Below are 20,752 nucleotides of genomic sequence, written 5' to 3'. Positions count from 1 at the left end.
CACCTCTCACCCCTTCCCCTCACGCGGAAGGAGCGACCAGGTGCAAGCACACAAAAAAAATCCGGACAGAACTATTGTTCTGCCCGGATTTTTTTTGTGAAAGCGGTTAGCGCAAATTGGCGAGGGCCTGCTTGATTCGCTCCATGCCCTTTTCGATCCGTTCCATCGAGGTGGCAAAGGAGAAGCGGATAAAGGCATCGGCGCCAAAAGCGGCACCGGGTACCGAGGCCACCTTGGCCTCGCCGAGAAAATAGTCAGCCAGGGCAACCGATCCGTCGATAACCTGCCCCTTGAACGATTTCCCGTAATAGGCGGAAAAATTGGGGAACACGTAAAAAGCCCCCATCGGTGTCACGCAGCTCACTCCGGGGATCGATTCCAGCGCTTTGACAAAATAGGCCCGGCGGGGGATGAAGGCCTCGCGCAGCAGACGAGGAAAATCCTGCGGTCCGGTCAGGGCGGCAAGGGCCGCGTACTGGGAAGGGGCGGCAGGGTTGGAGGTCGATTGGCTCTGAATCTTGTTCATCGCCTTGATCACCTCGATCGGCCCAACGGACCAGCCAATCCGCCAACCGGTCATGGCAAAGGACTTGGACACGCCGTTGGAGAGCACAACCTGATCCTTCAACTGCGGATCGGCATGAAGAATGTGAGGCACCTTACCCTCGGCGTAGTACAGTTCCTCGTACATGTCGTCGGTGATCACCAACCAGCCGTGGTCACGGGCCATCTTGGCAACCGCTACCAGGGACTCCAGGGAAAACACGGCTCCGGTCGGATTCGAGGGACTGTTGAGCACGATGGCCTTGGTCTTCGGAGTGGCATACCGGGCCAGGGTGGCCGGATCGAAATCAAAGTTGTTTTCCTCCTTGAGCGGCACGATCACTGGGGTACCGCCGGCCAACTGCACCATGGGCGGATAGGACACCCAGTAGGGCGCGGGAATCAGCACCTCGTCACCGGGATTGAGGATTGCCTGGAAGATATTGTACAGGCCGTGCTTGCCGCCGCAACTCACCTGCACCTGATCTGGGGCATAGTCCCACCCCTGATCGTTTTGCAACTTGGCGCACACCGCTTCCCGTAACTCCACGATACCCGCTACCGGAGTATAACGGGTGTAGCCGTCGTCAATGGCCTGCTTGCCGGCCTCGCACACATGGGCCGGGGTGGGCAGGTCCGGCTCCCCGACGCTGAAATTCAAAATATCCGCACCCGCGGCCCTGAGTGCCTTGGCCTTGGCGTTGACGGCAAGCGTTGGCGAAGGGGCGACCTGCAGCACTCTCTCCGCAAGCACAAACTTTTCTGGCAACATCATTGTACTCCTTTTGTGAACAAAAGTTCTCCGGTGAATAAAAAACAGTGCGCTGTAACGCTTTTGGCAAAATTTAACAAGTGCAAAGACTCTGCGTCCCGAACATTTTCCCAGTAAACGCAGGCCGTTCACGGCTCCTTGTACACCGGGCAGGATCGATGCCGATCATAGTCGCGATACGCTGGGTCGTCAGCCCGCTGATGGCAGTCCAGACAGAGTCCGACCCGGAGGATACGCCGCAATTCGTCACCGTTGAACGGTCGCAGATTCTTACGCGAACCATATTGCAGCGGCGTGCCGTCGATGGTGACAAAGGTGTCGAAGCCGGGGGTGCGTCCCTGCTCGCTCTCCACCCCTCGATCCACGGGAAAAAACTGCCATTGACCATCCTTCTTGACCACGGTGCCCTCCCCGAGCCCCACGGTTTTTGGCGAAGCATGGCAATCCTTGCAGGTCCGCCCCTTGGCCTGAATGGTGTGCGGGTTGATCGCGGCCATGGTGAAACGGTTGAATCCACCTTCGGACTTTCCTTTTTCATCGATCAGAGTAACCAAATCCTGGCAGCCGGGTGTGACCACCACCACCTCGTCGCCCCAAACCGCGAGCATCGGTTTTTCGTAGCGGATATAGGAGCGCCCCTCTTCCCACCATCCCGGTGTTTCCGTGAGGGTGAGTTTGTCAAGATGGGTATCGCGCTTGTCCCGCTTGACATGGCAACCGTAACATTGCGGCACCCAGGTGGAGTGGCAAGCCTCGCAGGTCACCCGCTTGTGACTGGGAGCCAAGCAGGCCTGCGGATGGGGCGGATTGAGCGGCCGCTCCTTGCCGTCGATCTTGCCGGTGAGTACCGCCCTGCCCTGCTTGCTGCCGACATTGGTCAGCGGCTTCTGCTTGCGAGTCATGCCGGGTTTGGGATCATGGCAGCTCTGGCAGGTGATTTCCAGCTGCTCCTCGTAATGGGCATAGCTGGTGCCGTCGCCCATGATCTCGTCACGGGTGTGACAATCGATGCAGGCCATGCCCTTGACGTGGTGAATGTCCGGGGCGATCTTGAGATAAAACCGATCGCCGGCCAACCGTTGCGAGGCGTGCTGCCCTTTTTCATACGGGGTGCCGTACCCCTCGGCCTCAAAGATGCCCGTGTAGGAGAGACCGATGCGCCCGGAGCGGTTGTGGCAGCGGATGCAGTTGTCCTCCGGCACCTGCCTGACCACCAGCGGGTGGGGACGATTCTTCCTGGCAGCCTCCTGCTCGGCAGCGGGAATCTCCGAGGTCACCGTGTTCTTTGGCGTGCCCGGCGGCAAAATGTAATGGCAGGCCGAACAGCCGCCACCCTTTTCATTGAAAAAAGCCGGCGCTCCCGGCAGATCGTTCTTTTGTTTCCACAAATGACAGGTGGCGCAGAGCTTGCGGTAATAGTCGAGGGCAAGCGAGGTCTCGCCGCTGGCGAGCAGTTGTTCGACCGTTATGTCGGCATTCTGGTGGTCCCGCTCGCCCCAGTAGTACAGCAGGGTGGCGAGAATGCCTCGGTTGGTGGCCATCAGCGAATGCTTGACCTTGTGGATGTCCGCCGGATGGCACCCCTCGACCCCGCAGGTTTTGGCCGCCACGCGCAGGTCACCTGGATTGAGCACCATGCCCGCATGGGCCTTGTCCTTGTCAATGGCCAATGGGTCTCCCAGATGGCAGGGCGAGCAGCCAACGACCAGACGATCATGGGCTCCATCCAAGGTCTCTTTGGTGTGGCAGCTCAGGCACATTTCGACCATGCCGGCAGTGGTGACCGCCAGTTGCTCGGGACGCTTGGTGGACTGCTCGCGGACAACCAAATACCCGATCAGCAACAGACTGACCGGTATAAACAGGATAAGGGAAAGGAGATTGCGGGACGGCCGGACCATGTCGCTTGCTGATCGTCTCGAAGAGAAGAAAATCCCTGAACGGGTGGGCCAAGATACCCAAAAAAAACAACGGCGTCAAAGCAAGATTTACCGCAGGCCGGCGACAGCTTGCGGTCCGCTTACTCGACGAACCCCTGCACCAGTGGATAGCGACGCCCTGGACCGAAAGCCTTGGTGGTAACCTTGATGCCCAGCGGCGCCTGCTTGCGCTTGTACTCATTGAGCTTGATCCGACGCACGATATCCCGGACCATCTGGGCATCATACCCATTGGCAACGATCGCCTCGATACTTTTATGCTCCTCCAGATAGGCCTTAAGAACACCGTCAAGCACCTCGTAAGGCGGCAGGTCGTCTTGATCGCATTGATCGGGCTTGAGTTCCGCGGTCGGCGGGCGGGTGATGATCCGTTCGGGGATAAGTTCCCTTTCCCGGTTGAGGAGATGCGCCAGTTCGTAGACCATGATCTTGGGCACATCGGCAATCACCGCCAAGCCGCCGCTCATGTCGCCGTAGAGGGTGCAATAGCCAACCGCCATTTCCGACTTGTTGCCGGTGGTCAGGAGCAGCCGCTTGAATTTGTTGGACAGGGCCATGAGCAGGTTGCCCCGAATACGGGCTTGGATGTTTTGCTCGGTGGCATCCTCCGCCAATCCGGTAAACAGCGGCGCCAAACTGGCGCGGTACGTCTCCATCAGAGCGGAAATGGCGATGATTTCGAAGTCACAGCCCAGGTTGGCCGCCAGCTGGCGGGCATCGTCTATGGATGCCTGCGAGGTGTAGGGCGAGGGCATGGCCACGCAGAGCACATTCTCCGGCCCCAGGGCCCGACAGGCGATCACCGCCGTCACCGCCGAATCGATTCCCCCGGACAGGCCGAGCACCGCCCGGCGAAAACCGGTCTTGTGGAGATAATCGCGCACCCCGAGCACCAGCGCCTGCTCGACATCGGCCACGCTATCCGCCGGCAACTGCCCGCCGTCCCTGTCCCAGTCCTCGCTGTCGACCACCAGCATGTCCTCGCCAAAGCCGGCCGCCACAGCCCGCAAGGTGCCTCGGGGGGTCATGACCATCGAATGCCCGTCAAAAATCAGTCCATCCTGGCCGCCGACCTGATTAACGTACAGCAGGGGCAGATTGTTGTCCCGGCACAGCCGGGTGAAGACCTGTTGCCGCTCCTCTAGCTTGCCGTAGTGGTAGGGCGAGGCGGAAATATTGATCAGGCAGTCCGGCACGATCGGCCCGATGACCAGATCCTTGAGGGGATCCGTCGGATAGATCTCGCTGTTCCACCAGATATCCTCGCAGATGGTCAGACCGCAATGCACCCCCTTGCAGGGAAACACGGTCGAGGTCGTTCCCGGCTCGAAATAGCGGGTTTCGTCAAAGACATCGTAGGTGGGCAGTAACTGTTTGCGCGCCCGCACCGCGATCTTGTCGCGCTCTAGGACATAGGCCGAGTTGTACAACGGCTTGCCCGGACCTTGTCGACGTTCAGGCACCCCGACGATACAGCTGATGCCAGCCAACTGTTTGACCAGATCGACCAAGGCGCGATCATGGCCATCCAGGAACGCAGGCCGTTCCAGTAAATCTTGGGGAGGGTATCCGCAAAGCGTCAACTCAGGAAAAACAACAAGATCACACCTGGCCTGCCTGGCCTTGCCGATCCAATGGAGCACCTGGCGAAGATTTCGTTCAAAGGCGCCGATGATGGGGTTCGTTTGAATAAGGGCGATCTTCACAACACATTCACCTGAAAAAAACGTTACGGCTGTGCTTGGCGCGTCCCAGGCAGGCAAACGCCGTCTGGCGGAAAAAAGAGAAAAAACAGGGAAACGCACAGCCTTCATGCCTGGAAAACGGCATGCACTGCCGTTCCCTGCCGAGGCCGCACAAAAAAAAAGCCCGGCGGGAAGATCCCGCCGGGCTTGAACAATCAATTCATTTTATTGTTTGGTGACATTGGCGGCAGCCGGTCCCTTGGGACCGTCAACGATTTCGAATTGCACCTTGTCGCCTTCATTCAATGTCTTGAAACCCGATCCACTGATCGCAGAGTAGTGGACAAAAACATCCTTGCCTGCTTCCTGCTCAATAAAACCGAACCCTTTGGACTCATTAAACCACTTCACTGTTCCTTTCAACATTGCTCCCTTGTTCTCCTTGTCTTGGGCTGAATGCTTTATCCATGCGATCTTTCAGGCCACTTTTCAACCCATACACACTGAATCAAAACCGTAACCAACGAAAATACCGCATAATCTACTCCTGTCCGGCGAACATAACATTAATTAAATTAAAAACAAGGAAATTCCTTCCTGCTCCCGCAAGCGCCATTTCGTGCAGGCGCGGAAGAGGACCGATACGCGACAAGGTTTGGCGAGCGGGTGCCCCAAATGATGGTGCCGCCGTTCAGCTTGTCAGCAAAAAAGGTTTACTTGCCGCGTTGATAGATCTGGACCGCTCGATTGTGGTCGGCCAAGTTGGTGGAAAAGACATGGGTGCCGTCGTTCTTGGACACAAAGTAGAGTGCTTGGGAATCCGCCGGGCGGATGACCGCCTCCAGGGCGGCGCGACCAGGGTTGCAGATCGGGCCGGCAGGCAGGGCGGGCAAGGTGTAGGTGTTGTACGGTGTGTGCCGCTTGAGATCGGCCTTGGTCAGATTGCCGTTGAAATCCTGGATGCCATAAATCACCGTCGGGTCCGATTGCAGGGGCATCTGGCGATCCAGGCGGTTGAGAAAAACCCTGGCAATCAACGGGCGTTCCACAGCGGCCCCGGTTTCCTTCTCCACCACCGAGGCGAGGATGACGAGCTGATGGCGGTTCAGCCCATGGGCTTCGTTGATGTTCAGATCCCGCCAGACACGGTGAAAACGCTCGACCATCATCCGCAACACCGACCGTTCGTCCGCCTCGTTGCGCACCAGGGTATAGGTTTCGGGAAAAAGATAGCCTTCCAGGCTGGGCGCATCCAGGCCCAGCTGCCGAATGAGTGTTTTGTCTTGGGAAAGCGCCAGAAATCGGTCCTGCTTGATCCAGCCGTCCCGCGCAAACAGCAGAGCCGCCTGGGCGACCGTCACGCCTTCCGGAATGGTCACATGATGGCGAAGCGTGCTGCCCTTGACCAGCAGTTGCAACAGTTCGGGCGGCGTCAATCCACGCGGCAGACTGTACTCGCCGGCCTGCAATTTGGCCCTGATTCCCGACAACCAGACCAAGGCCAAAAAGCGGATGTCGTCGCGCAGCAGACCCTTTGCCGCCAGCAAGGCGCCGATGCCGCGCACCCCGGTTCCCTTGGGAATCTCCACCACCATCTCACCGTTTCCCGGCGAAGGCGTTGTCAGGAAGGATCGGTACCAGAGTCCAACGCCGCCGATGACGAGGCAAACAACAAGGAGAAGAGGCAACAGGCGGCGCATGAAGCGAAGACGAATAAAGGTGAACAGTGATGCAGACAAAAAAGACTACCAGCGGCGGAAGCGACCTTCAGTCCCCCGCCGCCAGCCACGTTGGTCTCGTTATTTGTCTTCCTTGGCCGCGGTTGCCTTGGGCGGGGTTTTCCGGCCACTGATTTTCCCCAGAGTCAATTCGATCACCTCGTCCATGTGCTTGACCGGATGGAAGGTGATCTTCTTGCGCAGTTCTTCCGGAATCTCGACCAAATCTTTCTGGTTTTCCTCGGGGATAATGATCTTACCAATCCCCGCCCGCAAAGCCGCCAGGGCCTTGTCCTTGAGGCCACCGATGGGGAGCACCCGGCCGCGCAGAGTCACTTCGCCGGTCATGGCGATACCGCGCTTCACCGCCTTGCCGCTGATGGCCGAAAACAGGGCGGTGGTCATGGTGATGCCCGCGGAGGGACCATCCTTGGGAATGGCGCCCGCTGGCACATGGATATGGATGTCGACCGAATCGAAATACTCCGGTTCCACCCCCAACTCCTTGTTGCGACTGCGGCAGTAGCTGAGCGCCGCTTGAGCGGACTCCTTCATTACCTCTCCCAGTTGGCCGGTGAGCAACAGCTTGCCCTTCCCCGGCAGAACCGAGGTTTCGATGTGGAGCAGCTCGCCGCCAACCTCGGTCCAAGCCAGGCCAATGACCAGACCAGGCTGACCACTGGTGTCCAAGTCTTTTTCCGGGAGGAATTTAGGCGGCCCCAGATATTTTTCCACCGTATTTTCCGAAATCACATAGGGCCCCTTGCCGCCCTCGGCCACCTTGCGGGCGATCTTGCGGCAGACCTTGCCGAGCGCCCGCTCCAGGTTCCGCACCCCGGCCTCATGGGTGTAGCGGCTGATGATGATCTCCAGCGTGGGGTTGTCGATCTTGATCTGGGTCGGTTTGATGCCGTTTTCCTTGATTTGCCGCGGTAGCAGATATTTGTTGGCGATCACCATCTTCTCTTCCAGGGTGTAGCCGGAGAGCTGGATCACCTCCATGCGGTCCAAGAGCGGTCCGGGGATGGTGTCGCTGCGGTTGGCGGTGGTGATGAACATGACCTTGGACAAATCAAAGGGCAGGTTCATGTAATGGTCGGAGAAGGTGTTGTTCTGCTCCGGATCCAGCACCTCCAAGAGAGCCGAGGAGGGATCGCCCCGATAATCGTCGCCGATCTTGTCGATCTCGTCCATCATGAACACCGGGTTGTTGGTACCCACGCTCTTCAATCCCTGGAGAATGCGGCCCGGCAGGGCCCCGATGTAGGTGCGCCGGTGGCCGCGGATCTCGGCCTCATCGCGCATCCCGCCAAGGGACAGGCGGTAAAACTTGCGGCCCATGGCCTTGGCGATGGCTTGGCCAAGCGAGGTCTTGCCCACGCCGGGAGGGCCAACAAAGCAGATGATCGGCCCCTTGGTGTCGGCATTGAGCTTGCGCACCGCCAGGTATTCGAGGATGCGCTCCTTGATCCGGTCAAGGCCGTAGTGGTCCTCGTCGAGCACCTCGGCGGCCACCTTGAGGTCGAGCACATCCTTGGACGATTCCTTCCAGGGCAGGTCGAGAAACCAGTCCAGGTAGGTGCGGACGATGGTGGCCTCGGAGGCGTCCGGATGCATCATTTCCAGCCGCCGCAGCTGCTTGCGCGCCTCTTTCTTGGCGTACTTGGGCATCTTTTTCTTGCGCAGCTGCTTGCTCAGCTCCTCGATTTCCTGGGAATAGCTGTCCTCGTCGCCAAGCTCCCGCTTCAGGGCCTGGATCTGCTCGCGGAGAAAATACTCGCGTTGGCTGCGCGACATCTCTTCCTTGGCGTCCGACTGAATCTTGGCCTGGACCGTGGACACCTCCAATTCCTTGTGGAGCAGATCGGCCACCAAGCGCAGGCGTTCAATGGGGTCGATGGTTTCCAGGATTTTCTGCGACTCCGAGATCTTCAGGCGCAGGTTGGACCCTACCAAATCGGCCAGCCTCCCCGGCTCCTCGATGTTGTTGATGATCATCATCAGATCCGAGCTGAGAATGCCGCGCAATGACATGATCTTTTCCGTCTGCTCGCGTACCGTCCGCATCAGGGCCTCGGTTTCGACGGTGATCTCCGGCGTTTCCGGCTCGTCGATCAGGTCGATTTCCACCCGGTAAAACGGTTTGCGCTGCTGGTAGGAACGGACCCTGGCCTTGCTCAGTGCCTGCACCAGCACCTTGAGCCGGCCGTCGGGCAGTTTGAGGGTCCGCATGATCATCGACACCATGCCGACTTCATACAGATCCTTCTCTTCAGGGTCGTCCTTGGTCGGGTCCTTCTGGGTAACGAGCATCAGCAGTTTGTTGCTGTTGAGGCCCTCGTTCACGGCGTCAATGGAACCAGGTCGGCCGACAAACAACGGGATGATCATATAATTAAAGACAACCACATCCCGAACAGCCATCATGGGCAAGGATTCGGGTATCTCCAGATCCTGCGTCTGCTCCCCGAAATCACCCATACTGGTCGATAGCGAATCATCAAATTCCACGTTTTTCCTCCTTAAAATCGCCTGGAACGATACCCCTGGCGCTGAATTGTCCCACGACAGTAAACACAACCCCCCCCGAAGTCAAGACAAGGGGAGGACCTTACCGGCAAAGAAAATTTTCCTTGAATAAATACCGGCAGCTCAATATAGAAAGGCTATTCTTCACCCCCGTTCTACCGCCTGCTATGGAGCCCGCGTATGCTGACCCCCGGATCATTTTTTGATCTCACCGATTTCCCCGATCCCGATCTCTTCGCCGAATGCCCCTATGTCTGGGATCCGCTGAAAAAACTCAAGGCCTATGTCGCCAGCCATACCGCCCCGACCTTTCAGCATGTCTGCATCACCGACGGCGTCCCCCTGGACAGCCCATACCTCTGGTTCAACGGCAAGCTGCGCAACGCCAGGGAATGCATCATTACCTACAACGACACCACCAAGGGCGGCCTAACGGTTTGGGAGAACGGGCAGTTCCTCGAGGGGGCCTCGGTGATCATGGCCGGGGCGGTTCTGGTGGGAAAAAACATCAAGATCGGCAGAGGGGTACTGATCGAGTCCGGGGCGATGATCAAATCCCCGGCCATCATCGGTGACTGCTCGGAAGTCCGTCAGGGGGCCTACCTGCGCGGCTACTGTCTGATCGGCAAACGCTGCGTGGTCGGCCACACCACCGAGGTCAAGCACACCGTCTTCCTCAACGACGCCAAGGCTGGCCATTTCGCCTATCTGGGTGACTCGATTCTCGGCAACAGGGTCAATCTCGGAGCGGGCACCAAGTGCGCCAATCTTCGCTTCGTTGCCGGCACCATCCCGATCCGGACAGCAAGCGGCCGCCTCGATACCGGCCTGCGCAAATTCGGTGCCATCATCGGCGATGGCGCCCAGACCGGCTGCAACGCGGTGACCAGCCCGGGAACGATCATGGGGCCGGAGAGCCTGCTCCTGCCCAACGCTACCGCACCTTCTGGACTACATCCTCGAAAAAGCGTGATACGCTAGAGTTGTCGCGCGGCGGCCGCTGTTCCGGCGGCAGTCCTTGTTCCGCATATTCATACAAGGCAAAGAAAAAGGCAAAAAGGATGCCGACGGTGAAAAACACCCGCATCAACCGATCCCACGGCAACCAGCCCTTACCCGAAAGCCGGCGGAACACGACCGCCACGATGTAGGTGAACCCCAAGGCATAGGGCGCGGTGAGCAGTATCTGGTAGGCGGTCCCCATGGCGACGGCACCAGGGTCGGCACCCACGCGCAGATGAAAGAGCAGATAGGCGACAGCCGTCAGAATAAATGTAATTTTTTCCCGTAATGTACTCATATCATGAATAAAAATATCGCCTACGTGTTTCCGGAAACCCTGCCCGACAAGGGCCTTTTGTCCTCCCTTGTACCGGTTTTCGATCAGGTTGTCTACCTGCAAGCCGTGGAAAACGACCCAGCGGAGCAGGAGGTTGGTTCCGGCTTTGTCGAGCAATGCTGTCAAGCGGGACGGCTGCGCAGCTGGATCCCGGCTCCTTTGGGCGAACAGCGCGAGCGGTTTCTTGCCCTGGTGAACGACATGCGCAGGAGCGGCGCCGAGTATATCAGCCAACTTGGCATGCTGGCGCTGGCTGGCTTGCACCACGACCATCGGTCTGAAAGCAAACACGCGATTCTTGCCGCCCTGCAGGGGCAAAACAACAGCGAGCACGAGGAACGGGAGATGCTTCTCTGGCAATCTCGATTGGTGTTGAAACTGGCGGAACTGTACGATGTCCAGCAAGCCGAGATCAACGAGGCCCTTGGCCGGATCGCCGCCCGTCAGGACACCCTTTTGGCCGAATTGCGTGACGAAGAAGAAGACACTCCCTTCAGCCTCACCACCAGCCTCCATGAAATCGGACAGGAAACGGACACCACGCTCCTGCACCGGCTCAAGGCCTGGAGCCGTTTGTGCCTGCATGATCCGGAACAGCCGCAGGGTCTGCTGGTGACCAGTGATCAGCAGGTTTTTGCGTTGCTGCAGGATACGTATGAGCACGGCCACCACCAAAGCCCCCGGTGGTCAGCCAGCCTGGAACTGCCGATGCATGATGGCGGTTCATGGAAGGAAAAAGCGACGATCGACGAGCCGTGCAGCACTCTGTGTCCGAACCTGCAGCAAGCGCTGCGGATGCTGGCCCCATCCTCGACAACCGCCCCTGCGCCGGAGGAAACGGTCAAGCAGCTCCTGACGGAAAGCGCGGCTCAATGGACCCAATGCCTAGACAACCGTTACCCGAAAAACCTGGTGGGACGCTGCACCCTTGACTTCTATTATTTCCCCGATAGTTCAGCCCGGCACCTCTTGCGGGATGGATTTGTCGAAAAAAGACGATCCGCGGGAAGAGTAGACGGCCCGTCCGCCAACGGCTGCTTTATTGGCCTGTTGCGGAGGAATGGAAGAAGATGACAGAAGGAGTTGCGCCTGACTCTAGAGACGCTGTTGCGCTTCAAGCGACATCACGTATTCGGTCCATTGCCACGGGGCTTCCTCGATTTCCACCCCGACGCGCTTGCTCAGCCGTCCGGCCCGTTCCCAGCGCGGCCGGACGCGAAACTTGAAATATTTCTCCCCACTGGAGGCCACCACGGTATAGGCGTCGATATTCTTGCCAAACCGTTTGGCCATATCCACCAAACAGAGGCCTACGCGGGAGACATCGCGCACATCACCCGAGCAACAGCCAATACCGTCTGATACATCAATGCTCATTCCGTGCACCGGTATTCGTGGGTGTTTTCGTTTTTCCATTTTTTTGCCCTCTCGCGCAGCCCATAGCTGCAAATCAGGACCATCAAGGCCGGGGAGGTGCCCCATGCCGTGGAGCGCCACCCTCTCCGCTGACCTCGGTTGCCGGCCCCAAGATGCGCCGCCGTCTGGTTTCAGGCGGCGTTGCTCTCGCACTCCTCCCGGTAGGGATTGATGGTCATCACCGGACAACAGGCCGTCTTGACCACCTTGTCGGCCACGCTGCCGAACATAATCCGCTCCAGCCCCTTGTAGCCATGCGTGCCCATGACAATCAACTGCACTTTCTTCTTGGTCGCATAATTCAAGATTTCCTCGCCCACATCGCCGGAAAGGACCTTGCCGGTGACATGCGAAACCCCTGCCTCGGCAAACATTGCCTTGTTCTCTTCCAGATAGGTTTCCATCTGCTGCTGGGCCGAGGCAAACAGCTCTTCTTCCAGATTCGGCAGATTAATGGGCGGAACAAAAAAACCACTGTAGTCTTCAAACGTCTGCACCACAAACACCAAATGAAGTTCCGCCTTGAACGTTCCCGCCACATACGCCGCCGCCTTGACGATTTTGCCGGCATTGTCAGAAAAATCGATCGGAGTCAGAATACTGCTGATCTTCTGCATACAGAACCTCCTTGGGTGAAAGAAGAGAGAACATCGTCGTCGGTCATTTGTAACTTAATATATACATTAAAGAATTTTTCACCACTATTAATTTTTCCCGGCAGCAACACCTCGACAACCATCCGATAAAGCTGTTGACCCTGCCGCTTATCGCGAATATATTCCAACCCGTTCATCTGGCTGCAACTTTTTTATCACTGCAAGGAAAACAGAGAGGGGCTTCGCATCCAAGCCTCACCGGCCGGCCTCTGTACGTCTCCTTCAATCCGGCCCGGACTGAAAATCATTATGGAATTCACACCCAAGTGGATCGCCTGGGAAATCACCCGCCGCTGCAACCTCCGTTGTGTCCACTGCCGCTCTTCCTCCCAACTGGAGATCGACGGCCACCCCGATTTCAGCCTGACCGAGGCAAAGCGGGTGCTGAACGAGATCCACGCCTATGCCAACCCGGTCGTGGTGCTCTCGGGCGGCGAACCATTGCTGCGGCCGGATGTGTTTGAAATCGCCGCCCACGGCACCAGCCTGGGCCTGCGCATATGCCTGGCCACCAACGGTTCGCTGGTGACCGCCGAGACTTGCCGCGACATCAAGCAATCCGGTATCAGAATGGTCTCGCTGAGCCTCGACGGCTCCACAGCCGAGGTGCATGACGATTTTCGCAACCAGCCCGGCGCCTTTGCCGGGGTGATGAACGCCATTCGCCTGTTCAACGAGCACCAGATCGATTTTCTGATCAACTCGTCCTTTACCAAGCGCAACAAGGCGGAAGCACCCAAAATCTACCACTTGGTGAAAAGCCTGGGCGCCACCGCCTGGTACCTGTTCATGATTGTGCCCACCGGTCGCGGCGAGGAAATCATGGAAGAGCTGATCCCGGCGGAAGAATACGAGAAGATCCTGAACTGGCATTACGACATGGAAAAAGAAGAGCAGGACCTGCTGGTCCGGCCCACCTGCGCCCCCCAGTACTACCGGATCGTGCTCCAGCGTTCCAAGGCTGAAGGCGAACAGTTCAAGCGGCGGACCCTTTCCTTTTCCACAGGCGGTTCCAAGGGATGCCTGGCAGGACAGCTGATCTGCCTGATCGACGTTGACGGCAACGTCCTGCCCTGCAGCTATTTCCCCCTGGCAGCCGGCAACCTGCGCACCCAGTCCTTTCAGGACATCTGGGAAAACTCCCAACTGATGCTTGATCTGCGCAACTTTGCCGGCTACAAGGATAACTGCGGCCGCTGCGAGTACATCCAGGTCTGCGGCGGCTGCCGGGCCCGTGCCTACGCGGTCACCGGCGATTATCTGGCTGGCGAGCCGTTCTGCGCCTACCAGCCGCGGCGATGAACCCCCACCGCCCGAGGCAAATCAACCGGCCCGATGCCGGCAACCCCAAGCTCAACACACCGCAATGAACGACACCTTTCTTCAAGCCTGCCGGGGTGAACGCACCGCCTACACCCCGGTCTGGTTCATGCGCCAGGCCGGCAGGTACCTGCCCCAATATCAGAAAGTCCGCGGCCAGGTCAGCTTCCTTGAACTGTGCAAGACCCCGGAACTGGCCACCGAGGTGACCCTGCAGCCGGTCGACCTTTTTGGCTTTGACGCAGCCATCCTCTTTTCCGACATCCTCATTCCGATGGAGGCGATGCGCCTGTCCCTTGAATTCCACGAAGGGAGGGGACCGATCTTTGCCGATCCGGTACGCAGCCAGAAGGCGGTGGATGACTTGGTGGTGCCCGTGCCGGAAGAAGCGGTTCCCTTTGTCCTGGAAACCATCCGCCTGCTGCGCCGCGAATTGCGGGTGCCGCTGATCGGTTTTGCCGGTGCGCCCTTCACCCTGGCCACCTATCTGATCGAAGGCGGCAGCTCCAAGGTGTTCCTCAACACCAAAAAGATGATGTTCCGGGAGCCTAGGCTCTACCACAACCTGATGGCCAAGATCACCGCCTGCACCAGTGCCTACCTCCAGGCCCAGGCTCGTGCCGGCGCCCAGGCCCTGCAGTTGTTCGACTCCTGGGTGGGCATCCTTGCCCCCTGCGATTACGAGGAGTTCGCCCTGCCCTACGTGCGCTCGATCATCACCGACCTGCGGGCGACCACCGACGTGCCGATCATCTATTTCGCCAATAACGGTGCCACGCTGACCCGAATGACCACCACCGTGGGCGCCGACGTGCTTGGCTTCGACTGGCGCCTGCCCATTGGCGAGGCTGCGGCCCGCTCCGGCCGCCATGCGGTCCAGGGCAACCTTGACCCGCTGGCCCTCTTTCTCCCCAAGGAACGGCTGGAAGAGCGGATCCACGCCATGTTGACCGATGCCCGTGACGCCCGGGGCTACATTTTCAACCTCGGTCACGGTATCCTGCCGGAGACTCCGCCCGAGCAGGTGCGGATCGCGGTCGAGGCCGTCCACCGTTTCAGCGGCAAGCCCTAAAACGGCCACGGTGCTTCCCTTGCCCGCCGTGCAGACCAACCCAGTTCTGCCCTCGCTCGCTGACTGTATCCAGCTCATGGACCAATACGGCATGCTGGGCAATATCCGCCATCACTCTCTGGTGGTGGCCCGGCTGGCCGAACAACTGCAGGCCGGGTTGGCCGCCGTGGCCCCGGATCGGCCCCAGGCGGACCGACACCTCGTGATCAGCGGCGCCTTGCTCCACGACATCGCCAAGACCCCCTGCCTGGGCAGCGACCGCGATCATGCCAAGGCCGGGGCCGAGATCTGCCGACAGCACGGCTATCCGGAAATCGCCGCCATCGTCGAGCAACACGTACTGCTCTGGGACTACGATCCCCTGCGGTATCGGAACGGTCATTTCACCGCCCGGGAGATCGTCTACTACGCCGACAAACGGGTGCGGCACAACGTGGTGGTCAACCTTGACGAGCGACTGGAGTATATCCTTGAGCATTATGGCAAAAACAATCCCAACCGGCGGGAGCTGATCCGAGAAAACTTCAACAAATGCCTCACCCTGGAGCAGCATCTCTTCCACTGGCTGCCCTTTGGCCCCGAGGAACTAGGCCGCTTCTGAGCGGCGGCCCCCCTTTTGCCCCACACATTTTTATGCACACCACAACTTTTGACTGGGTGGAGCACTATCCGGCCGCAGTCAGCGTTTGCGATACCCAAGGAACGATTATCGCCATGAACCGAATGGCCAGGGACCTGTTCGCCAAGGATGGGGGCGAGCGCCTGATCGGCACCAGCTTGTTTGCCTGCCATCCGGAACCGGCCAACGCCATCATCCGCCGACTCTTGCAGGAACAGCGGGCCAACATCTACTTTACCGAAAAAAACGGCGTGCGCAAACTGGTGCACCAGACACCGTGGTACCAGGCGGGCCGGTTTGCCGGCCTGACCGAGACCATCATCGTCCTCCCACCACAGGTGCCGACGCGAAAGAGGGGCTAAAACAACGCATGCGGCACGCGCCCCCCTGCCTTGACAGCCTCCGGGGGGCGGGTATACTCAGGGAAACGCATCCATCCGCGCATCCGTTGGGAATGCAGCCACGATGCAGGCCACCCCAGGAGCTGACACCATGAATCACCGTTCCCCCCTGCCCCTTGTCGTTATCCTCTTGTTGCTGCTGGTTGCCGCGCGCCCCTTGTCCGCCGCCGCGACATCCCCCAAATCGGGCGCCACCCCCCAGGTCTCGCAGGATGGCCGCTATGTCCGCATGGCCGAAAATTTCTTCATCTTTTACGATCCGTCCACCGCCATGGACGTACCGTACAAAACCACCGGTCTGACCCGGATCGAGGCGCAGAAGCAGATTCTGCGCGAAAGCAACGCCTCGCTTCCCCCGCTCAACTGGCAGGCCGGCCTCTACCCCCACTGGAAGGGGGAACTGTGGCTGCCCGCCTCGCCCTACGCCTTCAAACCCTATTACCGCCTGCAGAATTACCGCAAACAGGACTACGCCAGCGCCATCGAACAACTGCCGATCACGCCGCAGAGTCCGCCGATGCTCCAAACCGGACTGATGAAACTGGAGCATCTGCTCGGTCTGCCTGGCCGCACCGAAATCTTCCTCTTTTCCGACGGCAAACACATGACCTATCCCGGCCTGGAACCGCAACCCCTGACCGAGGCGCGGATGCTGGCCAGCAAATACGATATTTGTTTCAACATCGTTTCCAGCGCCCGCGACGCCAAGGAGCGGAAACTGCTAGAAGACATCGCCGCGGTCAACAGCTGTTCCCTGGTGATCGATTTCGACACCGCCTACACCCACCCTGAGCATCTCCTGGGCAAACTCTACATGGATACCGAGGCCAATGGTTTCAACAATATCCTCTTTGATTTCGACAAGGCCTTTATCCGCCCCGAGCATCACGCCCAACTCGACCAGCTGGGCCGCCTGCTGGTCGCCAATCCGCATGTCTATGTGGTGCTGTCGGGATTCTGCGACAGCCTTGGCAGCGAGGCCTACAATATCCGCCTCTCCCAGCGGCGGGCCGAAAGCGTTCGACGTTATCTGCAGAAAAAATTCACCATCAAGAAGGACCGGATACTGCTCTACTGGTACGGCTACGCCAACCCGGTGGCCTCCAATGCCACCGAGGAAGGTCGTCAGCTGAACCGCCGGGTCACCATCGTTCTGCGAGGCACCCGGTAACAATCCCATTCCGAATCCACACCGGAGGAAAAGATGCGCATCACCTTTCACGGCGCCGCCCGCAACGTCACCGGTTCCTGCCACCTGGTCGAGTGCCGGGACAAACGAATTTTAATCGACTGCGGCCTCTACCAGGGCAACCGCGAAATGGACGAGGAAAACAGCAACGATTTCGGCTTCGATCCCGCCTCGATCGACTACCTGCTGCTCACCCACGGCCATCTTGACCACTGCGGCCGCATCCCCCTGCTGCACCGGCTTGGTTTCCGCGGGACGGTGCTGACCACCGCGGCCACCCGGGAACTGGCCCGGCTGGTGATGCTCGACTCGGCCCGAATCCAAGAGGAGGAGGCCCGCTACCGCAACTACAAGGCCAGCAAGCGGAGGAACCGAGAAGCGACGTTCGAGCCGCTGTACAACACCCTGGATGCCCTCAATGCCCTGGATGCCTTTGTCGATATCGCCGCCTTTGATCAACCCCACGACCTTTGCCCAGGCATCCGGACCACCTTCTACGATGCCGGCCACATCCTCGGTTCAGCCTGCATTCTCCTGGAGCTGACCGAAGGGACCCACCAACGGCGGGTCCTTTTTTCCGGGGATCTCGGCTACGACGGCAGGGCCATCCTCCCTGATCCGGCCACGCCGCCACAGGCCGACACCGTGATCATGGAATCCACCTACGGCGATCGGCTGCACAAACGCCTGGAACCCTCGATCGAGGAACTCTTTCAGGCGATCAACACCACCATCGCCCGCAACGGCAATGTCCTGATCCCCAGTTTCGCCCTGGAGCGCACCCAGGAACTGCTCTACTACCTGCGCGAGGGCATTGAGCAGCAACGGCTGCCGCGCCATCTCCAGGTGTATCTCGATTCGCCCATGGCCATCTCCGCCACCCAGATCTTCCGGCGGCATCGCGAATGTTTTGACGAAGAAACCTGGGCGGTCATTTCCGCCGGTCAAGATCCCTTTGAGCTGCCAGGCCTGGAGATCATCCGCGACACCACCGAATCCATGGCCCTCAAGCATGTCCGAGGCGCGGTGATCATCGCCGGATCCGGGATGTGCACCGGCGGCCGCATCCGTCACCACCTGCGGCACAATCTCTGGCGGCGCGAAGCATCGGTGGTGTTTGTCGGGTATGCGGCCGAGGGCACCCTGGCGCGACGGATCATCGAGGGCGAGGAGGTGGTGCGGGTCCTGCAGGAAGATGTCGAGGTCAACGCCGAGATCTACACCATCGGCGGATTCTCCGCCCATGCCGACCAGCGGGAACTGCTCGCCTGGCACGGTCGCACCGGTTCCCCCGAGCGCACCTTTCTCGTCCACGGCGAACAGGAGGCCATGCAGGCCCTGGCCAGCCGTCTGACCGACACCAAGGTGGAGATGCCCGGCCTGCACGAATCCTTCGATCTCTGAGTACCAACCGGCGTGCCCCCTTCCGGGGCGAGCCGTGCACGGCAGCCCCCTGCCGTGCACGGCCAGAACGGTTTCAACGCTTACTGCTGCCGCTCCGGGACAGAGGTGGCGGGGGGAACCGTCTGCTCCGGAGCTCCAGGCGCGGACGGCGCGCCAACAGTCGGCTGGCTCGGAGCATCCGCCGCTGCCGGCGGTTGGGGAGCAGTGGCCTCATGAATCAGTGCCTTGCCCTTTTCCCAGACCCCCTTGGATTCCTCCCTGGTCACCTGCCAGGCCTCTTTCGATTTTTCCCCCACCGTATCGAACAGTTCCCGAGAACCGGCCCTGGTCTTTTCCCAAACGTCCACTGACTCGGTTTTCATGGCCTCCCAGGCGGTTCCCGCCGTGTCCCTGGTTGCCTCGGCCACCGCGCCAGAGGCCTCCTTGACCTCATGGCCGGCCGCATCCCATTTGCTGGCTTCCTCCTTGGGCACGGCCTCGGCAGGCGGGGAAGCGGCCTGCTCCGCAGCGGAACACAAGGGTTGGGCAATAAACGTCATCATCGCGAAAACGCTGCCTAGAACAATGTGATTGATGTTTTTCTTCATGGTCATTGATAGTCTCCCGATCAAATGCTCGATCACTTCCTCTAACCGTTGATCGTCTCTGCATTGGTATTGCAAAAGATACGATTTCGCCCTATTTTCCGAGGTAAACGTCTCGGGCAACCACCATGCCTCGAGCGCGTCTTCCCCTTTGTCCGCTTTTCATCGCGCGGAAAACTATATCCATCACCTCGCTCTTTCACACGGGAAAAACCGCCCATGCCACTCCATTGCAACAGATCGCTGCTGCTCGCCTGTCTGCTGACGTTCACCCTCTCCCCTGGACCGGCCGCCGCTGGCCAGACCGCTCCCCCCGCTCGCTGGGCCGTGCGCGAAGCGGTGATCTTTGCCGTCGAGCACAATCCCGATGCGCGGGCCGCGCTGGAACGCATCAAGGCAGCCGATGCCGATATCAAGGCGGCCAGGGCCGCCTTTTATCCCCAGTTGAATCTGAGCGCCGAATACAGCCGGACCAACAACCCGATGTATTCTTTCGGCAACATCCTCAACCAGGGCATGTTTTCCGACACGATCGATTTTAACGATCCGGGCACGACCGATACTCTGCAGACCAAGGCCTCGATCCAGTACCGGCTCTATAACGGGGGCCACGACCGGGCGGCCCTGGAGGCGGCCGACGCACGCAACCGGGCGGTAACCCAGGAATGGACCGCTGTTCGTTCCCGGCTGGAATTCGAGGTGGTACGCGCCTTCTGTACCATTGTCCAGGCCGGCGAAAGCGTGCGATCGCGCCAATCCGCCCTGGAGGCCATCTCCGCTTCGCTGGCCGTGGCCCAGGCACGCTTCGAAGAGGGCAGTCTGCTGAAAGAGGAGGTACTCAATCTCGAAGTGCAACGGGCGCGGGCCGAAGAGCAGCTGATCCAGGCACGGCATGGATTGCGTCTGGCCCAGCGAGGCTTTCTCCATCTGCTCGGGCTCACGGGCGAGACCGTGACCCTCGACCCCTCCGCCACACCAGCCCAGGAGATTCCGGGGGAGCGCGATCCCCACAACCGCCCGGAACTGACCGCCATGGCCGCCCTGGTCAAAGCTCGGGAGGCCCAGGCGCGTCAAGCCCGCGCCGGCTATTACCCCACCGCCGATGCCTTTGGCAGCTACCAGGTCGACAAGGGCACGGAATTGGACGACGGTTCCGGCAACTCCTGGACCACGGGCGTCCGCCTCAACTACACCCTATTCAACGGCGGGCAGACCAGCGCCGCCACCGAACGGGCTGATGCCCAACTGCGCGAGGCCAAGGAGCAGCAACACAAGCTGGAACTCGCCCTCAATCTGGAGGTGGAGCAGGCGGCGCTCGCCCTGCAGCAGGAAACCGAACGGCTCGCGGTCACCGGCAAGATGGTGGAATCAGCCGAGGAAAGCGCCCGTTTGTCCCGCCTGCGCTTCAAGGAAGGAGTGGTCCTTTCCTCGGAGCTGATCGACACCGAAAACCGTCTCACCGATGCCCGCCTGAGCCATACCTTGGCCACCGCCGCCCATGCAATCGCCATAGCCGATCTCCGCCGCGCGGTCGGCCTGAGCCAATTCAATCAGGGGAAATAACC

The 20,752-nt window shown here is 59.7% G+C and carries 19 protein-coding genes; 9 read left to right on the top strand and 10 right to left on the bottom strand.

All coding sequences use genetic code 11. The annotated features are described in order from the left end of the window. Positions 1 to 106: 106 nt before the first annotated feature. From DESPR_RS04270 to lon, 6 genes are all read right to left on the bottom strand, one after another. On the bottom strand, positions 107 to 1,315 hold the full coding sequence (locus tag DESPR_RS04270; protein ID WP_015723580.1) for a pyridoxal phosphate-dependent aminotransferase: 1,209 nt from the start codon (positions 1,313 to 1,315) through the stop codon (positions 107 to 109). Between the two features lie 128 nt (positions 1,316 to 1,443). Then, positions 1,444 to 3,216 (bottom strand): hypothetical protein, encoded by a 1,773-nt coding sequence (locus DESPR_RS04265; RefSeq protein ID WP_015723579.1) that lies wholly within the window; start codon positions 3,214 to 3,216, stop codon positions 1,444 to 1,446. 119 nt (positions 3,217 to 3,335) lie between these two features. Further along, positions 3,336 to 4,961 (bottom strand): NAD+ synthase, encoded by a 1,626-nt coding sequence (locus DESPR_RS04260; protein ID WP_015723578.1) that lies wholly within the window; start codon positions 4,959 to 4,961, stop codon positions 3,336 to 3,338. A 204-nt stretch (positions 4,962 to 5,165) separates the two neighbouring features. Then, positions 5,166 to 5,366 carry a cold-shock protein gene (locus tag DESPR_RS04255; protein ID WP_015723577.1) on the bottom strand — a complete coding sequence of 67 codons (201 nt, stop codon included), beginning with the start codon at positions 5,364 to 5,366 and terminating at the stop codon, positions 5,166 to 5,168. Between the two features lie 287 nt (positions 5,367 to 5,653). Then, on the bottom strand, positions 5,654 to 6,679 hold the full coding sequence (gene mltG, locus DESPR_RS04250; RefSeq protein ID WP_015723576.1) for an endolytic transglycosylase MltG: 1,026 nt from the start codon (positions 6,677 to 6,679) through the stop codon (positions 5,654 to 5,656). A gap of 60 nt (positions 6,680 to 6,739) precedes the next feature. Beyond that, positions 6,740 to 9,139: an endopeptidase La gene (gene lon / locus DESPR_RS04245; protein ID WP_043770609.1), complete on the bottom strand. Its 2,400-nt coding sequence runs from the start codon at positions 9,137 to 9,139 to the stop codon at positions 6,740 to 6,742. A gap of 228 nt (positions 9,140 to 9,367) precedes the next feature. On the opposite strand from lon, the gene DESPR_RS04240 reads away from it, so the two are divergent. Then, on the top strand, positions 9,368 to 10,168 hold the full coding sequence (locus DESPR_RS04240; protein ID WP_015723574.1) for an LbetaH domain-containing protein: 801 nt from the start codon (positions 9,368 to 9,370) through the stop codon (positions 10,166 to 10,168). Here the strand turns inward: DESPR_RS04240 and DESPR_RS04235 are convergent. Then, on the bottom strand, positions 10,122 to 10,487 hold the full coding sequence (locus DESPR_RS04235) for a hypothetical protein (RefSeq protein WP_043769662.1): 366 nt from the start codon (positions 10,485 to 10,487) through the stop codon (positions 10,122 to 10,124). The two genes, DESPR_RS04240 and DESPR_RS04235, sit on opposite strands and share 47 nt — an antisense overlap. Before the next feature lie 3 nt (positions 10,488 to 10,490). Between DESPR_RS04235 and DESPR_RS04230 the strand changes: the two genes are divergently transcribed. After that, the gene (locus tag DESPR_RS04230) at positions 10,491 to 11,600 is read left to right on the top strand and encodes a hypothetical protein (protein ID WP_015723573.1); all 1,110 of its coding nucleotides are present in this window, start codon (positions 10,491 to 10,493) and stop codon (positions 11,598 to 11,600) included. A 21-nt stretch (positions 11,601 to 11,621) separates the two neighbouring features. On the opposite strand, the gene DESPR_RS04225 is transcribed toward DESPR_RS04230, so the two are convergent. Next, positions 11,622 to 11,903, bottom strand: a complete 282-nt coding sequence (locus tag DESPR_RS04225) for a hypothetical protein (RefSeq protein ID WP_043769659.1) — start codon at positions 11,901 to 11,903, stop codon at positions 11,622 to 11,624. 170 nt (positions 11,904 to 12,073) lie between these two features. After that, positions 12,074 to 12,559, bottom strand: a complete 486-nt coding sequence (locus DESPR_RS04220) for a universal stress protein (protein ID WP_015723571.1) — start codon at positions 12,557 to 12,559, stop codon at positions 12,074 to 12,076. Positions 12,560 to 12,847: 288 nt separating this feature from the next. On the opposite strand from DESPR_RS04220, the gene DESPR_RS04215 reads away from it, so the two are divergent. The 6 genes from DESPR_RS04215 (at position 12,848) to DESPR_RS04190 (ending at position 18,603) form a co-directional block, all read left to right on the top strand. After that, positions 12,848 to 13,900 (top strand): radical SAM/SPASM domain-containing protein, encoded by a 1,053-nt coding sequence (locus tag DESPR_RS04215; protein ID WP_015723570.1) that lies wholly within the window; start codon positions 12,848 to 12,850, stop codon positions 13,898 to 13,900. Between the two features lie 64 nt (positions 13,901 to 13,964). Beyond that, on the top strand, positions 13,965 to 14,990 hold the full coding sequence (gene hemE / locus DESPR_RS04210; RefSeq protein WP_015723569.1) for a uroporphyrinogen decarboxylase: 1,026 nt from the start codon (positions 13,965 to 13,967) through the stop codon (positions 14,988 to 14,990). Between the two features lie 28 nt (positions 14,991 to 15,018). After that, positions 15,019 to 15,591, top strand: coding sequence for an HD domain-containing protein (locus DESPR_RS04205; protein WP_245529484.1), 573 nt, complete (start codon positions 15,019 to 15,021; stop codon positions 15,589 to 15,591). A gap of 32 nt (positions 15,592 to 15,623) precedes the next feature. Beyond that, positions 15,624 to 15,971, top strand: coding sequence for a PAS domain-containing protein (locus DESPR_RS04200; RefSeq protein WP_015723567.1), 348 nt, complete (start codon positions 15,624 to 15,626; stop codon positions 15,969 to 15,971). A gap of 130 nt (positions 15,972 to 16,101) precedes the next feature. Then, entirely contained in the window at positions 16,102 to 17,181 is a 1,080-nt protein-coding gene (locus DESPR_RS04195; protein ID WP_015723566.1) for an OmpA family protein, read from the top strand. A gap of 33 nt (positions 17,182 to 17,214) precedes the next feature. After that, positions 17,215 to 18,603: an MBL fold metallo-hydrolase RNA specificity domain-containing protein gene (locus tag DESPR_RS04190; RefSeq protein ID WP_015723565.1), complete on the top strand. Its 1,389-nt coding sequence runs from the start codon at positions 17,215 to 17,217 to the stop codon at positions 18,601 to 18,603. 80 nt (positions 18,604 to 18,683) lie between these two features. Here the strand turns inward: DESPR_RS04190 and DESPR_RS04185 are convergent, their stop codons facing one another. Continuing rightward, positions 18,684 to 19,196, bottom strand: a complete 513-nt coding sequence (locus DESPR_RS04185) for a hypothetical protein (RefSeq protein ID WP_015723564.1) — start codon at positions 19,194 to 19,196, stop codon at positions 18,684 to 18,686. Between the two features lie 210 nt (positions 19,197 to 19,406). On the opposite strand from DESPR_RS04185, the gene DESPR_RS04180 reads away from it, so the two are divergent. Further along, the gene (locus DESPR_RS04180) at positions 19,407 to 20,750 is read left to right on the top strand and encodes a TolC family protein (RefSeq protein ID WP_015723563.1); all 1,344 of its coding nucleotides are present in this window, start codon (positions 19,407 to 19,409) and stop codon (positions 20,748 to 20,750) included. The last annotated feature ends 2 nt before the right edge of the window (positions 20,751 to 20,752 follow it).

Source organism: Desulfobulbus propionicus DSM 2032 (assembly GCF_000186885.1).
GTDB classification, from domain to species: Bacteria; Desulfobacterota; Desulfobulbia; order Desulfobulbales; family Desulfobulbaceae; genus Desulfobulbus; species Desulfobulbus propionicus.
Note: the sequence above shows the minus strand (reverse complement) of the source record. Positions and strands in the feature narration are given on the sequence as shown.

Excerpts from the sequence above, each read along its gene's own strand:
- DESPR_RS04270 (WP_015723580.1), bottom strand. The coding sequence starts at position 1,315 with ATGTTGCCAGAAAAGTTTGTGCTTGCGGAGAGAGTGCTGCAGGTCGCC.
- DESPR_RS04265 (WP_015723579.1), bottom strand. The coding sequence starts at position 3,216 with ATGGTCCGGCCGTCCCGCAATCTCCTTTCCCTTATCCTGTTTATACCG.
- DESPR_RS04255 (WP_015723577.1), bottom strand. The coding sequence starts at position 5,366 with ATGTTGAAAGGAACAGTGAAGTGGTTTAATGAGTCCAAAGGGTTCGGT.
- lon (WP_043770609.1), bottom strand. The coding sequence starts at position 9,139 with ATGGGTGATTTCGGGGAGCAGACGCAGGATCTGGAGATACCCGAATCC.
- DESPR_RS04240 (WP_015723574.1), top strand. The coding sequence starts at position 9,368 with ATGCTGACCCCCGGATCATTTTTTGATCTCACCGATTTCCCCGATCCC.
- DESPR_RS04235 (WP_043769662.1), bottom strand. The coding sequence starts at position 10,487 with ATGAGTACATTACGGGAAAAAATTACATTTATTCTGACGGCTGTCGCC.
- DESPR_RS04230 (WP_015723573.1), top strand. The coding sequence starts at position 10,491 with ATGAATAAAAATATCGCCTACGTGTTTCCGGAAACCCTGCCCGACAAG.
- DESPR_RS04225 (WP_043769659.1), bottom strand. The coding sequence starts at position 11,903 with ATGAGCATTGATGTATCAGACGGTATTGGCTGTTGCTCGGGTGATGTG.
- DESPR_RS04220 (WP_015723571.1), bottom strand. The coding sequence starts at position 12,559 with ATGCAGAAGATCAGCAGTATTCTGACTCCGATCGATTTTTCTGACAAT.
- DESPR_RS04215 (WP_015723570.1), top strand. The coding sequence starts at position 12,848 with ATGGAATTCACACCCAAGTGGATCGCCTGGGAAATCACCCGCCGCTGC.
- hemE (WP_015723569.1), top strand. The coding sequence starts at position 13,965 with ATGAACGACACCTTTCTTCAAGCCTGCCGGGGTGAACGCACCGCCTAC.
- DESPR_RS04200 (WP_015723567.1), top strand. The coding sequence starts at position 15,624 with ATGCACACCACAACTTTTGACTGGGTGGAGCACTATCCGGCCGCAGTC.
- DESPR_RS04195 (WP_015723566.1), top strand. The coding sequence starts at position 16,102 with ATGAATCACCGTTCCCCCCTGCCCCTTGTCGTTATCCTCTTGTTGCTG.
- DESPR_RS04190 (WP_015723565.1), top strand. The coding sequence starts at position 17,215 with ATGCGCATCACCTTTCACGGCGCCGCCCGCAACGTCACCGGTTCCTGC.
- DESPR_RS04185 (WP_015723564.1), bottom strand. The coding sequence starts at position 19,196 with ATGACCATGAAGAAAAACATCAATCACATTGTTCTAGGCAGCGTTTTC.
- DESPR_RS04180 (WP_015723563.1), top strand. The coding sequence starts at position 19,407 with ATGCCACTCCATTGCAACAGATCGCTGCTGCTCGCCTGTCTGCTGACG.